This window comes from Myxococcales bacterium (assembly GCA_016720545.1).
Taxonomy (GTDB): domain Bacteria; phylum Myxococcota_A; class Polyangia; order Polyangiales; family Polyangiaceae; genus JAAFHV01.
Genome location: JADKKK010000008.1, coordinates 114097 through 133623, shown reverse-complemented (window position 1 = coordinate 133623; position 19527 = coordinate 114097). Strand labels below are relative to the sequence as shown.

General features: G+C 71.6%; 16 protein-coding genes. 6 read left to right on the top strand and 10 right to left on the bottom strand.

The annotated features are described in order from the left end of the window. Positions 1-1687: 1687 nt before the first annotated feature. Complete coding sequence (locus tag IPQ09_17500; protein MBL0195982.1) at positions 1688-2824, bottom strand: integron integrase; 1137 nt, start codon at positions 2822-2824, stop codon at positions 1688-1690. A 287-nt stretch (positions 2825-3111) separates the two neighbouring features. Then, positions 3112-4539: a hypothetical protein gene (locus IPQ09_17495; protein MBL0195981.1), complete on the bottom strand. Its 1428-nt coding sequence runs from the start codon at positions 4537-4539 to the stop codon at positions 3112-3114. A gap of 785 nt (positions 4540-5324) precedes the next feature. On the opposite strand from IPQ09_17495, the gene IPQ09_17490 reads away from it, so the two are divergent. Beyond that, positions 5325-5678: a hypothetical protein gene (locus tag IPQ09_17490; GenBank protein ID MBL0195980.1), complete on the top strand. Its 354-nt coding sequence runs from the start codon at positions 5325-5327 to the stop codon at positions 5676-5678. Between the two features lie 209 nt (positions 5679-5887). On the opposite strand, the gene IPQ09_17485 is transcribed toward IPQ09_17490, so the two are convergent. The 3 genes from IPQ09_17485 to IPQ09_17475 all read right to left on the bottom strand — a co-directional run bounded on the left by IPQ09_17485 (position 5888) and on the right by IPQ09_17475 (position 8943). Next, positions 5888-6034 (bottom strand): hypothetical protein, encoded by a 147-nt coding sequence (locus IPQ09_17485; GenBank protein MBL0195979.1) that lies wholly within the window; start codon positions 6032-6034, stop codon positions 5888-5890. A gap of 127 nt (positions 6035-6161) precedes the next feature. Further along, positions 6162-7760 carry a chemotaxis protein gene (locus tag IPQ09_17480; protein MBL0195978.1) on the bottom strand — a complete coding sequence of 533 codons (1599 nt, stop codon included), beginning with the start codon at positions 7758-7760 and terminating at the stop codon, positions 6162-6164. Positions 7761-7848: 88 nt separating this feature from the next. Further along, positions 7849-8943, bottom strand: a complete 1095-nt coding sequence (locus IPQ09_17475; protein MBL0195977.1) for a site-specific DNA-methyltransferase — start codon at positions 8941-8943, stop codon at positions 7849-7851. 191 nt (positions 8944-9134) lie between these two features. Here IPQ09_17475 and trpS point away from each other — a divergent pair, with 191 nt between their 5' ends. Together trpS and IPQ09_17465 are read left to right on the top strand one after the other, a co-directional pair. After that, positions 9135-10130, top strand: a complete 996-nt coding sequence (gene trpS / locus IPQ09_17470; GenBank protein MBL0195976.1) for a tryptophan--tRNA ligase — start codon at positions 9135-9137, stop codon at positions 10128-10130. Then, a complete protein-coding gene (locus tag IPQ09_17465; GenBank protein ID MBL0195975.1) occupies positions 10127-10585 on the top strand; it encodes a hypothetical protein in 459 nt (152 codons plus the stop codon). Before trpS ends, IPQ09_17465 begins: the two co-directional genes overlap by 4 nt. 96 nt (positions 10586-10681) lie before the next feature. Here the strand turns inward: IPQ09_17465 and IPQ09_17460 are convergent, their stop codons facing one another. Continuing rightward, positions 10682-11605, bottom strand: a complete 924-nt coding sequence (locus IPQ09_17460) for a DnaJ domain-containing protein (GenBank protein ID MBL0195974.1) — start codon at positions 11603-11605, stop codon at positions 10682-10684. A 118-nt stretch (positions 11606-11723) separates the two neighbouring features. On the opposite strand from IPQ09_17460, the gene IPQ09_17455 reads away from it, so the two are divergent. Then, positions 11724-12920, top strand: a complete 1197-nt coding sequence (locus tag IPQ09_17455; GenBank protein MBL0195973.1) for a hypothetical protein — start codon at positions 11724-11726, stop codon at positions 12918-12920. 24 nt (positions 12921-12944) lie between these two features. On the opposite strand, the gene IPQ09_17450 is transcribed toward IPQ09_17455, so the two are convergent. Together IPQ09_17450 and IPQ09_17445 are read right to left on the bottom strand one after the other, a co-directional pair. Continuing rightward, positions 12945-13406 carry a hypothetical protein gene (locus IPQ09_17450; GenBank protein MBL0195972.1) on the bottom strand — a complete coding sequence of 154 codons (462 nt, stop codon included), beginning with the start codon at positions 13404-13406 and terminating at the stop codon, positions 12945-12947. A 42-nt stretch (positions 13407-13448) separates the two neighbouring features. Further along, complete coding sequence (locus IPQ09_17445; protein ID MBL0195971.1) at positions 13449-14363, bottom strand: SDR family oxidoreductase; 915 nt, start codon at positions 14361-14363, stop codon at positions 13449-13451. Between the two features lie 128 nt (positions 14364-14491). On the opposite strand from IPQ09_17445, the gene IPQ09_17440 reads away from it, so the two are divergent. Next, a complete protein-coding gene (locus IPQ09_17440) occupies positions 14492-16924 on the top strand; it encodes a hypothetical protein (protein ID MBL0195970.1) in 2433 nt (810 codons plus the stop codon). An 85-nt stretch (positions 16925-17009) separates the two neighbouring features. Here IPQ09_17440 and IPQ09_17435 read toward each other — a convergent pair whose 3' ends face one another. Both IPQ09_17435 and IPQ09_17430 read right to left on the bottom strand, forming a co-directional pair. After that, positions 17010-17489 (bottom strand): hypothetical protein, encoded by a 480-nt coding sequence (locus tag IPQ09_17435; GenBank protein ID MBL0195969.1) that lies wholly within the window; start codon positions 17487-17489, stop codon positions 17010-17012. A gap of 120 nt (positions 17490-17609) precedes the next feature. After that, positions 17610-18482 carry a hypothetical protein gene (locus IPQ09_17430; protein MBL0195968.1) on the bottom strand — a complete coding sequence of 291 codons (873 nt, stop codon included), beginning with the start codon at positions 18480-18482 and terminating at the stop codon, positions 17610-17612. 296 nt (positions 18483-18778) lie between these two features. Between IPQ09_17430 and IPQ09_17425 the strand changes: the two genes are divergently transcribed. Further along, positions 18779-19513 (top strand): pseudouridylate synthase, encoded by a 735-nt coding sequence (locus IPQ09_17425; GenBank protein MBL0195967.1) that lies wholly within the window; start codon positions 18779-18781, stop codon positions 19511-19513. Positions 19514-19527 lie beyond the last annotated feature (14 nt).

Here is a 19527-nt window from a genome sequence, read left to right as displayed (position 1 = left end):
AACGTTAGCATTCAGTCGTGGGCGCCGAATCTTGCACGCGGAAGCGGGCAAGATTCGGTGACCATCGGCTGCAATGCTCTGTTCGGCGAGGCGCCGCCCGTCTCGTGCAGGCAGCACCAGGTTGCCGACTCGACAGCGTGTTGATGCATCGGAGTTTCTCAAGGCCTCGCCCGTTCGGGGCTCGGTGCCGCGAGGAAAGCCCGGGCGCGTTACGGGAGAGCCGTCGGCGTACTCCGTCTTGTCACAACGTCAGGGCGTGGTCAGAGGATGCCGACTCGGCACCTCGGCGCTGCGGGCGAGGGTGGGGAGGCCCGAGACGGTCCGACTGAGCTCGAGGCCCTCTCCTGCGAGACGGTCCAGCTGAAGCGCGGAGGCGTCTCGAGAGACGGTCCCGCTAAAACGGAGGCTGCGTGCGCCGAGACGGTCCAGCTGAAGCGCGGAGGCGTCTCCCGAGGCGGTCTCGCTAAAGCGGAGGTCGCGTTCGCCGAGGCGGTCCAGCTGAAGCGCGGAGGCGTCTCGGACGGGGCGGTCCCGCTAAAGTGGAGGCCCACGCTGGCGAAGCGGTCCAGCTGAAGCGCGGAGGCGTCTCGGACGAGGCGGTTCGGGCTCGGGACGACGGCGGCGCAGGCGGTGGAGTCGACGCCGCCAGCTTGCCAGCCCGCCCGCCGCCTCGAGCGCGAGAGACGCCGACGTCAGGGGGCTCGGATCCCTCGCTGCCTATCGCGAACGAGGACATCTCGAACTGAAGAGGCCGAACGTTAGCATTCAGTCGTGGGCGCCGAATCTTGCACGCGAAAGCGGGCAAGATTCGGTGACCATCGGCTGCAATGCTCTGTTCGGCGAGGCGCCGCCCGTCTCGTGCAGGCAGGACCAGGTTTCCGACTCGACAGCGTGTTGATGCATCGGAGTTTCTCGAGGCCTCGCCCGTTCGGCGGGCGGTTGCCCGAGGAAAGCCCGGGCGCGTTACGGGAGAGCCGTCGGCGTACTCCGTCTTGTCACAACGTCAGGGCGTGGTCAGAGGATGCCGACTCGGCACCTCGGCGCTGCGGGCGAGGGTGGGGAGGCCTGAGACGGTCCGACTGAGCTCGAGGGCCCTCTCCTGCGAGGCGGTCCAGCTGAAGCGCGGAGGCGTCTCGAGAGACGGTCCCGCTAAAACGGAGGCTGCCTTCGCCGAGACGGTCCAGCTGAAGCGCGGAGGCGCCTCCGGAGACGGTCCCGCTAAAGCGGAGGCCGCGTTCGCCGAGGCGGTCCAGCTGAAGCGCGGAGGCGTCTCGGGAGAGACGGTCCCGCTAAAGTGGAGGCCCACGCTGGCGAAGCGGTCCAGCTGAAGCGCGGAGGCGTCTCGGACGAGGCGGTTCGGGCTCGGGACGACCGCGGCGCAGGCGGTGGATCGGGTCGACGCCGCCGGTCTGCCAGCGCCCGCTGCCTCGAGCGCGAGAGACCCCCGACGCCCGGGTCTCGGATCCCTCGCTGCCTATGGCGAACGAGAACATCTCGAACTGAAGAGGCCGAACGTCCATTCGGCGGGTCCGCCTAACCCCGGCGGCCAGAATAGGCGGACCCGTCGATCCCCAGGGTCCTCCCCATCCAGCCCATCCAGCCGCCTGTCAGCTGCGGGTTCCCGCCGGTGTTGGGGCCCCGGTGGACGCTTGACGCGACAAGCTCTGCTGATTTTAGACAGATCTGCCTATTCACTCGTCCCTGGGTCCTCTCGCCCGCTCCCCCACCGGCTCGCGAGGGGCATGGAGACGGGGTCGGCGGACGTCGAGAGCGAAGGCGTCGCGCTGCTCGGTGTCGCACGCCCACGGGGGACGCCCTGCCGGCCCAGCGCGAGGTCGAGCGGGCTGTGGACGGCCAGTCCACCGCGGTTCAGCACGTGCGTGTAGATCATGGTGGTGCTGACGTCGCTGTGGCCCAGGAGCTCCTGGACCGTCCGAATGTCGTATCCGGCCTCCAACAGGTGGGTCGCAAACGAGTGGCGGAACGTGTGGCAACTCGCGCGCTTGGCCATCCCGGTGGCCAGCACCGCCGCGCGCACGGCGCTCTGCAGCACCGTTTCGTGCAGGTGGTGACGCCGGCGCTGGCCCGAGTGAGGCTCGCGGTAGGTCCGCGTCGCCGGGAACACCCACTGCCAGGCCCACGCTTGGCCCGCCGCAGGAGACTTCCGCTCGAACGCGTCGGGGAGCTCGACCCATCCTGCGCCAGCCGCGACATCCGCCTCGTGCTGCTGACGCACCCGCTCCAGGTGGGCGTGGAGTGGGCTCACGACCGCCTCGGGCAGCATCGTCCGGCGGTCTTTCCGGCCCTTCCCGTCACGCACGGAGATCTCGCGCCGTTCGAAGTCGACGTCCTTCACGCGCAGGCGCGCGCACTCGAGTAGGCGGAGCCCGGCGCCGTAGAGCAGCGCCGCCATCAGCGCCGTCGCGCCGTTCAGGCGGCCCAGAACAGCGGAGACCTCCGCGCGCGTGAGCACCACGGGCACCCGTTGAGGACGCCGCGCGCGGGTAAAGTGGCCCGCGCTCTCCAGCGGAGTCCCCAGCACGTGGGCGTACAAGAACAGGAGGGCCGCGAGCGCCTGATTCTGCGTCGACGCCGCGACCTTGCCCTCGCAGGCCAGGTGGGTCAGGAACGCCTCGACCTCGAGCGGACCCAGCTCGCGTGGGTGGCGGCGCCCGTGGAACAGGACAAAGCGGCGGACCCAGGCGCGATAGGCCTCCGCCGTGCGGGGGCTCTGGCCGCGCACTCGAATGGCCACATCGACGCGGTCGAGGAGTCGGGGTTCCGGTGGACGAGGTGGTGGAGGGGGCGGTGGAGCGGGCGGCATTGGCGCACCCCCACAGCAAGCGGCGGGCCCCTCGCTGCCCCGTCCCGGCCGCGAAATACAGGGCGATCGCCGCTCTCTGCGTGTCCACGGACGTCCTCGGGCCGCCCACGGTCGCCGCCCGCCGCACGCGAGCCCGGCGCCCCGCCGGGCTTCACTCGCCACCACCTCAGCATTCCCCTGCCACGGCCTTCAGGCCGTGGTCCTCATTTGCTCGGCGGGGGTTGCCGAGGGGGGGCTTGCTCGGGGGTTTCCCCTGCCAGTGGCACTTGGAAGCCGCTTATCGCCCCTCACTCCACCCTTCGAACCACCCCGCAGCCCGACTCGCCCTCCACCACACGGTACCGCCTCCCGTGGTATTTCCCCGCGTACAGCAGCGTCCACGGGGGCTTCCACAAGCACACGGTCTCTCCCTCGCCGATGCGGCCCAGCACCTCAGGAGAGACCCGCTTTGCGACGAGCTCCTCCAGGCGGCTGCCCGAGGGCACGAGCCACTCGCCCCGAGTGGTCCCCGCGACGACGGCGAACGCGATCCCGACCAGCGCCGTCACGAGCCCTCGCGGCGCGAGCGCGCGCCGCGGCAGCGAAGACACCCCGATGAGCACGCTCGCCACGAGCAGCATGGGCCACACGAGGTAATACCGCAGCTCGTGCGACTGGGGCGCCGCGGCCACGACCGCCGTGAGGGCGAGCAACAGGACCACGAGCTCACGCGGGCGGCCTCGGCGACCGAGCGCCAAAGCGGCCAACGCGACGAGCAGCGCGACGACGTACGGGCCGAAGGACCCGCCCATGCGGTGCGCCGGCGTGCCCGCGGCGAACTGGTCCACGGTCCACCGCGAGGGCGCGCCGAGCGGCGGCAGACCGCGCTCGACGAGCGAGTAGAGAAACCGCACCGGTTGCGGCGTGTGGGCGAGATCCTCCGGGTACGACTCGTATCGGGTCTCGTGGAACGGCAGCGCGCGACCCAACACCCGGAGCTCGACGGGGTACACGGGGTTGCCGAAGCGCGCCACGTTCGCGAGCAGCTTGCCAATCACGCACGGCACCCCGAGCAGCAGCGCCACGATCGCCCGAGCCCGTCCGCCTCCACGCTGTCGCCGGAGGCACGCGAGGCCGAGCAACACGAGGCCGAGCCCCACGGTCGGCAGCAGCTGGAAGCGCATCTGCGCGGCGATCGTCGCGGGGACGAGCGCGAGCGCCACGCGAGCGGCGGTGGCCGCGCGCGGCGCGCGGAGCAGCGCGAAGGCCTCGAGCAGAAACACCGCGGCCGCGGCGTTGGCCGGCAGATCCACGTAGGTGCTCGTGGCGTGGGTCAACACGAGCGGGAGGGCGAACAGCCCGAGCACCGCGACGCTCGCGGGCACGCGGAAGCGCGCGCGCAAGTAGAGCGCGAGCGCGGGCACGGACGCGAAGGCGAGGAGGTTCGCGGCCTCGGGGCGACCCGAGAGCCGGTAGAGCAGCCCCTGGATACGCTCGCCGAGCAGCGGGAAGCCCGCAAAGCGCGCCTCGTTGTCCGGGGAGAACACGTAGTCGTCGGGCCCGAGCACGCCGCCGAACCGGGCCGCGAACGGCAGGTGGTAGTACGGCGAGTCCCACGCCTGACAGAAGTCGTGCAGCGCCGCGCGCAGCACCGAGACGAGGAGGGCGAGCGCGAGCAACCGCAGCACCCAACGCCCGGCCCGAGCGGCGCGCCTCACCCCGCGCTCGGCGAGCACGCCACTCCTTCACGAACGCGTCGAGCCACCGTGGGCGACCAGGAGGGGGACATAGACCAGCGGCCAAGGTAGCCCAAGTCGCCTCTCCGGCGAGGGCCTCGCTCGGTCAGCTCACGCGCTTGACCTTCTCCGTCGGGCGCTCGGCGTCCTTCACGGCGTCGGCGCTACCTGCGCGAGCGGCCGTCGCACGCCCTCGGTCTGGGAGCGTTGCACGCGGCTCGTCTGAGCCGTGGGCCGATGTCGATTGTTTCGCACTTTGTCGCCTCGATTCTTTTAGATGGATCGGCTCATCGCCGCACGGCAAAGCAGTACATCGATGTCTCTCGCCCTAGGATGTCCTGCCCGCCGCGGAAGACGAGCGCGGTCGTCCCGGTGACGCGGAGGCCTTGTCGATCCGCTTCGTGTCGCGGGGCCTCTTCTTGCTAGTGTGGAGGCGTGGGCACATCGGGGCGCGTGTAGGCAACGGCGCTCTCGAGGAGCGGCATACAGTTTGCTGCTTCTCGGGCATGAGTGATCGCGGGATGCGGACGCTTTTGCTGCTTTGTGGCCTCGCTGGCCTCGCCGCTCTGCTTCCCGCGTGCTCCGGTGAGGCGGGGGCCCTCGTTGATCCAGGTGCTTCCGATCCAGTACCTGCGCTGGTGCAAGACTCGGGAGCCGAGCCGCCCGACAGCGCCGCGCCCGCTCCACTTCGGGATGGTGGGCCCACGGGGCCCACGGACTCGGGCGCGAGGGATAGCGGCGCGGCGCCGACCCCCCCCGTAGGAAACAACGCGCAGGACATCTGCGTGAGCGAGATCAACAAGTGGCGCGCGACGGAGAACCTCCCGCCGCTCCAGCGCTGGAACGCCGCGGAGACGTGCACCGACGGCGAGTGCAAGACCGACTCGGAGACGGGCAAGTCTCACAGCGCCTTCGGCCGATGCACCGAGCAAGCCCAGAACGAGTGCCCAGGCTGGAGCGGCAAGCCCGAGCAGATGATCGTGGGCTGCCTCAAGATGATGTGGGATGAGAAGTTCAAGCCCGCCGCCGAGCAAGGCCACTACATCAACATGAAGAACACGCGCTACACGAAGGTCGCGTGTGGGTTCTACGTGACGCCCGCCGGCAAGGTCTGGGCGATTCAGAACTTTCGTCCCTGAGCTCGTGGAGCGTAGTTAGTTAGTTGGTTAGAACAGCGGTCTATCACTGGCGGGCGGCGGTGACCTGCCCGGACGTCGCGAGGTGCCCGCGGTAGTGGTCAATGGTCCAGCCCTCGCGCTCGGCTTTCGTCGCGATCTCCTCAGCTCCCGGCGAAGGCGTCGCCGCGCGCCGGGCGTCATGATCGCAGAAGTGGTTTCCGCAAAGCTGCCTATTTCACGCAGCGGAAGCCTGTGTCGTGGAACTGCACGACTGGATCGCCATCGCCGCAGCGAGTGGAGAGCAACGCCTCGGCGTGGGTCGCGTAGACGCCGCCGCCGCACACCACGATGTTCATCCCCGAGCCGGTGCTGGTCATCTCCTACACGTTTCCCACGAGGTCGACGACGCCCGCGGCCGTCGCGCCGGCGCGGTGCGCCGCGGTCGGGCAGGTCTCGCCGCGACGCCAGCATGCGCGCTGGTCGCGCGCTTCGTGACCCCGAGCGTCAGCTCACGCGCTTGATCTTCTCGCTCGCGCGCTCGACGTCGTTCACGACGCCGGCGTCTGCGCGGGCCCGCTGCTCGATGCTCTCCACCTGCGCGAGCAGCCGCCGCACGCTCTCGGTCTGGGAGCGCTGCACGCGGCTCGTCTGGTCGAGGGCGCCCGCGACCTCCGCGAGGGTGCTCGCGACGCCACGCTCGATCTTGGTCTGCTCGGCCGCCCGCCGCTCGACGTCTTGCGTCAGCGTGCGCATGCGCTCGGCGCCCTTCATCGCCAGCTCGGCGCCGCGCACTTGCTGGACGATGGCTGCGGCGATCTGCGCGACGGTCTCGGCGATTCGCCCGGTCGACTCGGCCACTTGCCGCGAGCCCTTCGCCTGGAGCACGGTCGCGTGGGCGATCTCGCGCACCATCGTGGTCGACTTCTGGCTCGAGTCGAGGATCTTCTTCAGCGCGCGCTCGGCCTCGTTCGAGACCTGCACGCCGCGATCGACGTTCAGCGCGCCACGCTCCACCGCGGTCACCGCGTTGCGCGACTCGGCCTGCACGGTCTTGATGAGATCGGTGATCTCGCGCGTGCTCGCGCCTGCGCGCTGCGCGAGCTCCTTGATCTCGTCGGCCACGACGGCGAAGCCCTTGCCCTGCTCGCCCGCCTGAGCCGCGATGATCGCCGCGTTCAGCGCGAGCAGGTTGGTCTGCTCGGCCACATCGTCAATGACATTGACAATCTGCCCGATGGCGTCGATCCGTGTGCCGAGCGTGGAGATCACGGCCACCGCCTCCTGCGACGACTCCTTGATGCGCGAAATCTCTCCGATGGTCTTCAAGATCGCCTCCACGCCGCGGTCGGCGTCCAGCGACACCTCCTCCGAGAGCCGGGTCGTCTCGTTGGCGTTCGAGCGCACGCGATCCAGCGAGCCGTCGATCTCGTTCATCGACGCGTGGGTCTCCTCGGCCGTCCGCGTGAGCGCTGTGGCGCTGGCGGCGACCTCCTTGATGGCGGAGGTCATCTCCTCGACCGCCGCGGCGGTCTTGCGCACGCTCCCCGCGAGCTCGGTCACGTTCTCGGTGGCCTCGTCGCTGCGGCGGACGATGGCGTCGAGGCCGCTGGCGGAGTCCTTCGCCGCCTTCGCGGCCTCGTCGAGCTTGGACGAGGTGTCGCCGAGCGCCGACGTGAGCCTCGCGAGGGTCTCGCTGGTCTCGGCGGCGGCGCGGCTCTGCTCGGCCATGCCGCGCTTCAGGCGGTCGGTGGCTTGGCTCAGGGCCTCGAGCGAGGCGTCTGTCTCCTTCGCGCGCGCGTCACGCTCGGCGTCGAGCTTCGCGTGCGCCGTCGCGAGCTCGCCCAGCTCGTCGTAGATGCGCGCCACAGCCCCCGTCGCCCCCGCGGGTGCCTCGAGGCGACGCCCTCGACGCGCGCGCCGGACGGCCTCCTCGATCGCCGCCTCGTTGCTCGCGCCGCCCGTGCCGGCGACGACCGACGCGACGATGCCCGCCACGGCGACCAGCACCAGATACGGCATCGCCTCGCGCATGAGGTAGGCGCCCGCGAGCGCCGCCCCCAGGATGATACCCGCGCTCGCGAGCAGCTTCGACTGTGGGATCACGTGGCGCTCCTTCGGTGCACTGCGCGGCGAGGATAGCAAGCCGCGAGCGTGCGTGCGCCCGAGCTCGAGGGCGAGGCCGCGGGCTCGCTCACGCGGTCCTCTTTCGTCGCGGCCCCGGCGCCTCGCACGCGACCAGCGACGGGGCCGCAGGAATCGCGTCCACCGCCTCCAGCGCGAGCGGCGCGCCGATCGCGGCGAGCCGCTGCGAGACCGTCTCGAGCGAGAGGGTGCTCTCGTCGAGCCCCACGAACCGCCGCCCGAGGCGCGCCGCGGAGACGAGCGTGGTGCCGCTGCCCGCGTACGGGTCGAGCACCACCTCGCCAGGATCGCTCAGCGCGAGCACGAGGCGATCGAGCAGCGCGAGGGGCTTCTGGGAAGGGTAGCCGGTGCGCTCTCTCGACATCGGCGCGAGCACGCCGATCTCCCACACGTCGCCCATCGGCACCCCGAGCGAGGCCTCTTCGGTGGTCGACGAGCGCTGCCGGTGGCCGTCGTCTCGGAACACGGCCCGCTGTTTTCCCTCGCCCCAGGTGGCCCGGGTCGACGCGGCGAGCGGCTCGTACGGCGTGTTCCACCGCGGCCGCGCGCGCGCGTCGCGGCGGTAGCGCAGGAGCACGTCGTGCACGCGCTGGAAGTTCGGGGTCTTGCTCGGCCACCTCCGGTAGCGCCACACGATCTCGCTCGCGAAGCACTCCTCGCCGAAGATCTCGTCGCAGAGGACCTTCACGTAGTGGCTCGTCTTCGGGTCCACGTGGACGACCACGCTGCCGTGCGGCGCGAGCAGCCCGCGCACCTCCGTGAGGCGCGCCCCGAGCGACTCGAGGTAGGCCGCGCGGTCGGTCCAGCGGTCGTCGAAGGCCGCGCGCCGGCGCCGCTCCGATTTGGGCGCGGCGCGGTCCCCGGCCTCCACGAGGGTGTGCACGCGGTTCGTGTGGAACGGCGGGTCGAGGTACGCGAGGGTCACCGAGCCAGACGCCGCCGCGCGGAGGCTCCGCAGGCCCGCGAGGTTGTCGCCGAACAGATAGCGCCCGACCTCGCCGTCCGGGCCGTGGGCCGCGTAGCGCGCGGGTTCGGGGCCCGCGCCGCGCGCGTCCTCTGAAGCGGGGGTGTGCGCGCGGCGCTCCTCCGGCGAGAGAGGGCGTCGTCCGTTCCAGGAGAGGGTGATGGGCCGTTCGTCGCGCACATCAGTACCGTATGGATACAATGTAGGATACGCCAATTTTCGGCAAAAACCGCCCTCGCGCCCCCGATAGGGGCCTTCCCTGGTACACAGCCTTCGTGGCCGATCCATCGAAGACCGACGCGCCCGCCCCGCCGGGCGGCAACAAGAAGAAGGCCGACAAGAAGGCGCCCGTGCCCGAATACGCGACCGGCGTGCCGCGCGTCTTCTCCGGCATCCAGCCCACGGGGGAGCTCCACATCGGCAACTGGCTCGGGGCCGTGCGCACCTGGGCCGCGCAGATCGCCGCGGCGGAAGAGGAGACCCTCTTCTGCATCGTCGACGCGCACGCCATCACCGTGCCGTACGAGCCGGCCCTGCTCCGCGCGCGCATCCGCGCGTTCGCCCGCGATCTCGTGGCGTGCGGCGTCGACCCCGAGAAGACCACGCTCTTCGTGCAGAGCGACGTGCGCGAGCACACCGAGCTCAACTGGTACCTCTCCACGGTCACCCCGATGGGCGATCTCCAGCGCATGACGCAGTTCAAGGAGAAGGGCGACGGGAAGGAGTTCGTGTCCTCGGCGCTCTTCAGCTACCCCACGCTGATGAGCGCGGACATCCTGCTCTACAAGGCCACGATCGTCCCCGTGGGCGACGACCAGGTGCAGCACCTCGAGCTCGCTCGCGAGACCGCCCGGCGCTTCAACCACAGGTTCGGTCCCGTGTTTCCCGAGCCCAAGCCTCGCCTAAGCGCCGCGCCGCGCATCCGCGGGCTCGACGGCGACGGCAAGATGTCCAAGTCGAAGGGGAACACGATCGACCTCTTCGAGCCGCCCGCCACGTTCTGGAAGAAGCTGAAGGGCGCCTTCACCGATCCGCTGCGCCTTGAGCGCACCGATCCGGGCCGCCCCGAGGTGTGCAACGTGTACACGATGCACAGCGCGCTCGCGCCGTCGCCGGAGGCGCTCGCCGAGGTCGCGAGCCACTGCCGCGGCGCCGTGTGGGGGTGCTTCGACTGCAAGAAGGCCTTGAACGACAGCTTCGAGCGCGAGCTCGTTCCGCTCCGCACGAAGCGCGAGGCCGTCAACGACGAGCTGCTCCGGCAGGCCCTGGGTGACGGCGCAGCCAAGGCGAGGCGCCTCGCCAGCGAGACCATGCGCGAGGTCCGCGACGTCATGGGCCTCGGCGCGGAGGGGTCGAAGGGGTGGTGAGCAGCCGCGGGCTCGGCGTGGCCCTCGCGCTCGCGCTCGCGGCGCTCGGCTGCTCGCGAGCGGCGCCCGACGCCACGCCAGACGGCGCGCTGCGCCTCTTCCTCGAGCGCATGGAGGTCGCGACCGACGATCCGCGCGCAATGTCGGAAGCGTATGAGTTGCTTGGCAAAAATGCGAAGCACAACCTCGACGAGCGCGCGGCGCGGGCGAGCCTCGTGGAGGGCAAGCGCGTGAGCCCCCGCGAGATGCTCGCGATGGGGCGCTTCGGGCTCCGCTTCCGGCCGAAGAACATGACCGCGCGCGTCGAAGGCGACTCGGCGGTCGTCTCCGTCACGGGCAGCGATCCGCAAGAGCGCGCCGACATCGCCTGCGTGCGCGAGGGCGCCGCGTGGCGCATCGAGCCCGAGCTCCCGCCCCTCTCCATTCAGCAGCGTCGACCCGACGGCGGTCGGTAGCCCTCCTACTCTTTGCACGGGCGGCCTCGAGGGCCGTCGGCTGCAGACAAGGGGCGCCCCTGGAAGGTGTAAGCTGCACGCAAGTGCCGCGACGCCTTAGAACGTGATGCCCTCGCGCACGTCGCCGGTGAAATGGGCGTCGACCTGGGCGAGCAGCTCGCCAAGCTCGGGCGCGTCGGCGGTGGGCGTCTGCACGATGAACCGCACGTAGAGATCGCCCGCGGCCTTGCCCTTGCGAGCGATGCCCTTACCGCGCACGCGCACCTCGGACCCGCTCTGCGTGCGCGCCGGCACCTTCAGCGTGACCGCGCCGTCGGCGGTGGGGACAGTGACCTTCGCGCCATTCCAGGCCTCGCCGGGCGTGATGGGCAGCTCGAGCTTCAGGTCGTCGCCCTCGCGCCGGAAGAGGGCGTGAGGCTCCACGTGGATGACGAGCGTGAGGTCGCCCGCGGGCCCGCCGTTGGGGGACGGGCCTCCCTGGCCCGCGAGGCGCAGGCGGCTGCCCTCGTCGGCGCCGGGCGGGATCCGCACCTGCACCGGCGTGCCCCCCGCCGAGCGGAGCTCGAGCGTCGCCCCGCGCACCGCCTGCACGAAGGGGATGGTGATCTCTTGCTCGTAGTTCTGGCCGCGCGCTGGGCCGCGGCGCCGACTGAACGGATCGCCGCCGGCGGCGCCGCCGAAGAGGTCCTCGATGGAGACTCCGGGGCCGAACCCGCCGCCGAAGGGGCCCGCGCCGCCACGCGCGCCGCGGCTCTGCCACTGCGAGTACGCCCGCGCCTTCTCGGGGTCGAAGCCCTCGCGGAGCCCCTCTTCCCCGAACTCGTCATAGAGCTTGCGCTTCTGCGCGTCGCTGAGCGTGTCGAACGCGTGGTTGACCTGCTTGAAGCGGGCCTCCGCCTTCGCGTTGTTGGGGTTCTTGTCGGGGTGGAGGTCCTTCGCGAGGCGGCGATACGCCTTCTTGATGGTCGCGTCGTCCGCGGACTTGGGCACTCCGAGGAGGCCGTAGAGATCTTGCGCCATGGGGTTCGACGACGGAAGGTATGTCTCTGCCCAGGCTTCGGCAACGCCTCCTGGCACGATGTTTGGCGGCCGGCCGCCCGGGCCACTCGAACCGCCGTGCTTCGGTTACTCTCGCGCCATGGTGGCCTCGAGCGCGCAACGGCAAGTGACGTCAGGGCTCGCGCTCTCTCGGGCCCGTCGGGCTGCCGGCGGCCTCGTGCTGGCCGGCGCCGGGCTCATCGCGGCCTGTGGGGCTCCCGCCGCAGGGGGGGCCGGCGCGTCGGCGCCCTCGGGCGGCCCGGCTGGCGCGGGCCATGCGGCCGCTGCGAGCGGCGGCGCGGGCGGCGGGGCGACCCGCGTCGTCCACATCGAGTGCGGAGATCACCACGCGTGCGCGGTGATGGGCGACGGCTCGGTCGCGTGCTGGGGCCATGACGACGAGGGCCAGCTCGGCGACGGCGGTGGCGCCGGCAGGCCCCGCCCCACGAAGGTCCCCGGGCTCTCCGGCGTGCGCGAGATCGCGCTCTCGCGCACGCTCGGCTGCGCGCTCGGGGTCGACAAGAGCGTGCGCTGCTGGGGCACGGGCCGCGCGCTGGGCGGACAGGCGATGACGCGCGCGCCCGCGACCGTCATGGGCGGCCTCCGCGCGAGCGAGCTGTCCGCGAGCGGGGTGACGGCCTGCGGTCGAGAGGAGGGCGGCGCTTTCCGGTGCTGGGGCAGCGCGAAAGGCCTGCCCGACCTCGGAGGCGACGTGGTCAGCCTCGCGGTCGCAGCCACGCATGTCTGCGCCCTGCGCCGCGACGGCTCCGTGCGGTGCGCCGGGGCCGAGCACTGGGGCGGCGCAGGCCGCGACTCGCTGAACCGCCCGCTGCTGCCCGCGGCCGCTTCGCCGCCGGGCGAGATCGCCACGGGCGACGCCTTCGCGTGCGCGCTCGGAAAGGACAAGAAGGTTTATTGCTGGGGTCAGAACGACCTGGGCCAGCTCGGGCTCCCGCCCGACTTCGTGGTGCACGACGTCCCCGCGCCCGTGCCCGGCCTGGCCAACGTCGAGTCGCTCTCGCTCGGCGAGGCCTCCGCGTGCGCGCTCGGCGGCGGACGCGTCACCTGCTGGGGTGCCAACCCGACCGGCGAGCTCGGCCTCGGCCGCGCGAGCCCGCACGAGCGCCCGACCGTCGTGCCTGCGCTCGCAGGCGTCAAAGACGTCTGCTTCGCCTCGTCGAGCGCGTGTGCGCTGACCACGGACGACGCGATGGTGTGTTGGGGCGACAACAGCCAAGGGCAGCTCGGCGACGGCACGAAGCGCGCGAGCCTCGCCCCCGTGCGCGTCGCCTTCTGAGCCTCGCCCCGTCCGCGTCGCCGCTCAGAACCGGAACACGAACGGCGTGTGCTGCGTCCCGAGGCGCCACGGCCGCGACTGCACCGTGGGGTTGCGCGTGGGGGCCCCGAGCGCTGGGTGCTCGGCCGAGACCCCGACGATGAGCAGGTCGAGGCCATAGGCGAGCACGAGCCCAGCGGCGGTGCCGATCACGTCCCAGGTGAGATCCTTCCACGACGGCGTGCCGAGTCCCGCCAGGTCGGCCAGCTCTTTGCCGACACCCAGCGTGAGCGACAGGCCCGCGCCGAGCAACAGCGGCGGATACCGCGCCTCGAACGAGGGCGCCGCGATCGCGTACGTACCGGCGGAGAGCGCCGCCGAGACGCCAAAGTGGAGCGCCTTGTCGCGCCCCCACCAGTCGTCGTCGGCGTGCGCGGGCGTCGTCACGGTGGCCGCGAGGGTCAGCGCGAGGCACGACACGAGGCGAGGCTTCCGCCGAGCGAGCACCCGCGGGAGCGTACACGAGACCACCGGCGAAGGCCCTCGCGGCTACGAGGCGTCTTTGCCGATCGCGGCCCAGAGCGAGCTCTCGCCGCGGCCGCCCTCGCCCGTGAGGCCGACGAGCTTCGCGGAGCGAGCCCAGAGCTCGGCCTGCGCGGGCACGTCGTAGCTCGCGGAGCTCGAGCGCACGGCGCGGCAGCTCGAGAAATACCGGCCCGTCACGCCCTCGACCTCAGGCGAAGACGCGAGAAAGACCGAGGTCTCGGCGCCCTGCGCAGGAGTGAGGAGGAGCGGGCTCACGAGCCGCGCGAGCGCCGCGACGAGGCCGCCGTCGGTGCGCGCGAAGCCCGACGCGATGACCCCCGGGTGCAGACAGTTGGCGGTGATGTTCGCGCCCTCGAGCCGCCGCGCGAGCTCGTACGTGAAGAGCACGTTCAGGAGCTTCGAGTGGCCGTACACCTTGGACATCGAGTAGCCGCGCGAGAACTGGAGATCGCCGAGGTTCGGCTTCGCGCGCACGTGCGCCCGCGAGGCGACGTTCACGATCCGCGCGGAGACGCCGCTCGATCTCCCCGCCGCCGCTGCGGCGTGCAGCGGCTCGAGCAGCTCGTGGGTGAGCAGGAAATAGGCGAGGTGGTTCACCGCGAGCGTCTCTTCCACGCCGTCGCGCGTGATGCGGCGCTCGGTCACGAGGACGCCCGCGTTGTTCACGAGCACGTCGAGCTTCGCGTGCTTCGCGCGGAACTCGGCCGCCACGCGGCGGACCTCGGCCTGTGCGCCGAGGTCGGCCACGAGCAGCTCGGCCGAGCCGCCGGCGTCCGTGATCTCGCGCGTCGCGTCGCGCCCCTTCTCCGCGTTGCGGCACACGAGCACCATGTGGGCGCCCTTCGCCGCGAGGGCCTTCGCGGTTTCCTTGCCGATCCCCTGGTTCGCGCCGGTCACGAGGACCGTCTTGCCTTTCATCGTCACAGATCACCTCGCGCGGGTCGTCGCCTCGTACACGTGGTCCAGCCCATAGCACCGGCCTCATCGCGGCGAGGCCCTTTCCGGCCTACACTGTGCGGTCTCTACTTCGTCGCTTGGAGTCACGCATGCCCCGTCCTCGTCGCTTCCGCCCGCTCGCTCTCGCCGCTGGCGTCGCTGCCTCCCTCCTCGGGGGCGCGTCGCTCTCGGCCGCGGCGCCGCCTCCGCCCACGGGCCCGCACCCTCGCATCTTGCTGAACAAGGCCACCCTCGACGCCCTCAAGGCGCGCGCGGCGGTGAGCGGCTCGGCGACGGCGAAGATGATCGCGCGCTGCGACGCCGTCGTGGCCAACCCGAGCCGCTACTCCGAGGGCGTGTACACCGGGTACGGCTGGGCCTTCAACGGCTCCGCGTGCGCGCTCGCCTTCCAGCTCACGCAGAAGACCACCTACCGCACCGAGGCGGTGAAGTACCTGAACGCGCTGCTCGACGACCGGGACCAGATGGGCGACGGCCGGGGCGGCGATCTCGTCACCAATTTCGACACCGGCTACCCCATCCGGCACCACGGCACCTTCGCCGCGCTGCTCTACGACTGGCTCCCGGGCGCGCCCGGCGTCGACGCCGCGCGGACGCGCGCGCGTATCAAGGTGTGGGTCGACCGCTACACGCGCGAGGGTTACCTCCGCGACGTGCCCGGCGGCAACTACCACGCGGGCTACGTGTCGGCGAAGACGTTCGCCGCCATCGCGCTCGCGGGCGAAGACGCGGCCGCGACGGCCTACTACAACGACGTGGTCGACAACCTCTTCACGAAGCAAATCGGCGGCGTCGGCCTCGGCCCGAAGGGGACCATGCTCGACGGCGACTGGCCCGAGGGCTGGGAGTACGCGCCCTTCAGCATGATGGGGTATGGGCTCGCCTGGCGCGCGCTGCGCGATCAGGGCATATCGCTGCCGCAGGTCGACCAGTTCTTCGACGACGCGATACCCCTTTATCGACACACGTTCACTCCAAACAAGAAGTTCGGGTGGGCGGGCGGCGACTGGGGCACGAACGATCTCTACGCGACGCTCTCGCGCCGCGGCGTCGTGGCGTCCATGCTCGCGGGAAAGAACCCCACCAACGCGTCGTGGGGCGCCGCGCTGCTCGCCGATACCGCCCTCGGCGAGATCGACGAATGCCTGGCGTGCGAGGCCCTCGCCGAGACGCGGGGCGCCGCGCCCGTCGACTACGTGTCGACCAAGCCGCCCACCTTCTACCTGGCGCGCGGCACTCGCAACCTCTACTCGCGCTCGAGCTGGGCCGCCGACGCCTTTTGGAGCGTGTTCACCTCGGCCCCACGACTCGGGCCCGACCACCAGCACATCGACGCCTCGAACTTCGCTTTCGCGCGCGGCGCGGACCACCTCATCGTCGATCCGAGCCCCTACGGCTCGCTCTCCACGCTCACGGGCAACGCCATCACGGTCGACTCGAAGACCGTCGGGGCCGACTACCAGCCCGGCCAGTCGGCGCGGAGCCAGGCCGATCTCCCTTGGGCGCGCGGCTTCGAGTCGGGCGTGGTCACCGCGCGGGCCGAGCTCTCCAAGGCGTTCGCCGACAGCGAAGGCAAGACCGACGTGCCCTTCGCGCGCCGCGACTACGCGTTCCTGCCTGACGGCGAGGTCATCACGATCGACCGCGCGCGCACCGACGACCCCGCCCGCGGGATGGCGCTGCGCTTCCGCTCGATGGCCTCGCTCACGCTCGACGCCGGCGGCGCGGGGGGGGCCAAGGGCAACGCGGGCAGCTCGCAGCTCGTGCTCCACGCCGTGGTGCGCTCCGGCGGCACGCCCGAGGTGCGCAAGATCCCGCGCCGCGAGTGCTCGGGCTCGCGCTACGGCCTGTGCGACGGCGCGCGCTACCCGGTCGACGAGTACCGCGTGAAGGTCCCCGGTCCCACGGCGCTCGCCGTGCACGTGTTCGACGCCACGGCGACGGGCGAAGCTGGCGCGACCACCACGGACATCACCAAGGTCGACGCGAAGAACACCGGCGTCGTGGGCGTGGAGGTCGTGCGCAGCGGGCGCACGCTCATGGTGGCCTCGTCCGCCAAGGACGGCGCCGCGGGGGCCGAGCTCGCGTACCTGGCCACGGGCGACGCGGAGGCGCGGCACATCGTCTTCGACGGTCCCGAGACCGACGGAAAGTCGAACGTCACGGCCACCCCAGAGGGCGGCAAGTGCGCCGTGAAGGTTACGCCAGGCGCGGCGCTTCAAGGGCGGCCGCTCGTCTTCCGAGTGGCGGCGTCGTCGGCGGGCTGCACGGTCACCGAGGACAAGGGCGTCGCGCTCGCGAAGCCTCCGGGCCCGGGCGAGCCGGGAGGCCCACCGGGCCCCGGGGAGGTCGGCGCGGACGGTGGACCCGGCGCGGGCGGGCCCGGTGCCGGCGGCGAAGGGGACAGCTCCGGCTGCTCGTGCGACGCCGCGGGACGCCCCTCCGCGTGGGCTTCGGGGATCGGCGCGCTCGTGGCGCTCGGCGCCCTCGCGATGGGCCGCCGTCGCCGCCGCGCGACCTGACGAGGTCCTTGCATGCGCCATGCACCGAACGGCGCGTGTATTCTGCACTGAGCGCAGGCGCAACCTGCGCACATCCCCGAGGACGCTAGAAGCGGGTCTTGAACGAGAAGCGTCTTCCGCTCGAGGGCCACGTGAGCTGGCGCACCGCCTTGTCGAGGCACGAAGACAGCGCCGCGCTCGGCGGGCTCGTCGCCACCGTGACGCCCAGGGCCTTGCCGCCGCGCACCGCGACCTTGATGACCACGACCGTGGACTCGACGACGCCGCAGGACGACAGGAGCGCGGGATCGTTGAGCGGCCCGCCGAGGGTCGCGTCCGAGAGCTCGGGCTCGGACGCCACCGCGTTGATGTCCTCGGGGATGGCCAGCGCGTCGTCGTACGTGCGCCCCTCGTGCGCGTACGCGATGGGCTCGGGATCCGGCGCCTTCGCCGGCGTGGCGCCCGGCTCGTAGTGCGGCCAGGCCGGCGGGGGAGGCGGCGGCGGTGGCGCGGCGGGACTGCAGGCGACCGTCGCCAGGGTGGAAGCAAGTGCGAGCGCCGCGAGCGGCAGCGAGCGAGAGCGCATGCCCGGATCATGGCCGTGCGCCGGGCCTCTTGGAAACGCCGAACTGCGATCGGCCACAAAAAACCTGCGCGGCCCGACCGAGAGGGTGGGCCGCGCCTTCAACTCGACCTGCCGAACCGACTACGCGGCGCGGCGGCGGCGCGCGAGGAACGCGATCGCGCCGAGGCCGAGCACCACGCCCGCGGCGCCGAGCGGCTTCGACGAGGGCGCGCCGGTGGAGCAGGCGCCGACGCTGACCTGGCCCTCCGCCTCGCACTGGCCGTTCGCGCAGCTCGCGCTGCCGCTCGCGTCGACGCGGAGCTTCAAGACCGCGTTCAGCGCGTTGATGCAGTTGGCGAGGTTCCCGCCGGTGTCGACGTAGTTGCCGTCGCAGAAGAGCGCGCCGTCCGGCTTCTCGCACTGCACCTTGCAGCCGCCCGAGAGCTCGCCCTTGCACGACGCGTAGGTCTCGGCTTGGCAGTTGACGTTGCAGTCGAGGTTCGCCTTGGCGGTGCACGAGCCCGAGCAGCACGCCTCGCACTTGCCCGAGCAAGAGGCGCTCCCAGGGGTGCCCTTGCAGGAAGCGTCGCAGCGCCCGCTGCACGAGGCCTTGCAGGACGCGATGCACTCGGTGCCGTTGGCCTTGCCTTGGCACGACGCGGAGCAGGAGCCCTCGCAGTCGGCGACGCACTGCCCCTTGCACTCGAACTTCGGTGGATCGGCGTTGCACGCGCCGCTGCAGCTGCCGTTGCAGGTCGAGGTGCACGACGTCTGGATCGACGCGTTGCACTTGCCGCTGCACTTCGCCTCGAACTTGGCGGCGCACGCCGCCTCGAAGCGGACGGGCTCGCACTGCGCCGTGCACCCGCCCTTCACCTCGACCTTGCACTTTGCGTCGGCCTTGACGTCGATGTTGCCGCACGCCTCGATGCCCGCGAGCGCGGGCTTGGGGGCGAGGACCAGGGCGAGGCCGAGCGCACCCGCGGCGAGACCACTTACGATTCTACCAGTCATGGAGCACCTCCGGCGGAGCCATATTTGCGTTCGACGCGCGCCCCAACGGAAGGGGCAGTGCGTGCGATGGGAGCGAGTGGAGTCGGGCGAGTCGGCGCCCGAGGCAACACGAGTCAGAGAGACGGAAGACGAGGGAGATCGAAGCAACTCCCGAGCCACTCTCCGGAGGATACGTGCAAACGCGCGCGCCGCGTGGCGAATGCGCCGCGCCCCGGGCGCGGCCCAGGGGGCCCCTGACATCGGGGTCGCGCGGGGTGAGAACCGCCGTCCGACGGGGAGGCGTGTACGGTGGCCTCGTGGCCGTCCCCCCCGTGGTGTTCCTCTTTCGAGACGAGTCGCTCGTCGTCGTCGACAAGCCGGCGGGCCTCGTCTGCCACCGGACCGAGCTCGCGCCGGATCGCGACGTGGTCATGACCCGCGTCCGGGACGCGCTCGGCGCGTACGTGTACCCCGTGCATCGGCTCGACCGGGGGACCAGCGGCGCGCTCGTCTTCGCCCTCTCGCCCGCGATCGCCGCGCGCCTCCGCGTCGCCTTCGACGAGGGGCGCGTGGCGAAGACCTACCTCGCGCTCGCTCGTGGCCACGCGCCGGAGCGGGGCACGGTCGACTACGCGATCCCCAAGGCGGAGGACTCGCCCGTGCGCGTAGCCGCGATCACGGAGATCGAGCGTGTGGGCACAGGCGACCACTGCTCGCTCGTCGCGGCGCACCCTAAGACCGGCAGGTACCACCAGATTCGGCGCCATCTCGCCCACTTGCGCCACCCGATCGCGCTCGACTCGAACTACGGAACGGGCTGGTTCAACCGGCACATTCGCGCGCGCACCGGGCTCGCTCGCCTCGCGCTGCACGCGTTCGAGATCACGTTTCCGCACCCCGCGTGCGGCGAGGATGAGCCTCGCGCAGTCCGTGTGCGCGCACCGGTCGCCGCGGATCTCCGGGCCGCGCTCGTCGCCCTCGACCTGGGCGACGCGCTCGCCGCGTTCGAGGCTCGCGGCGCGGAGAGCGGCCGCGAGCGTAGTGAGGCGTAATGAGGCGTAATGAG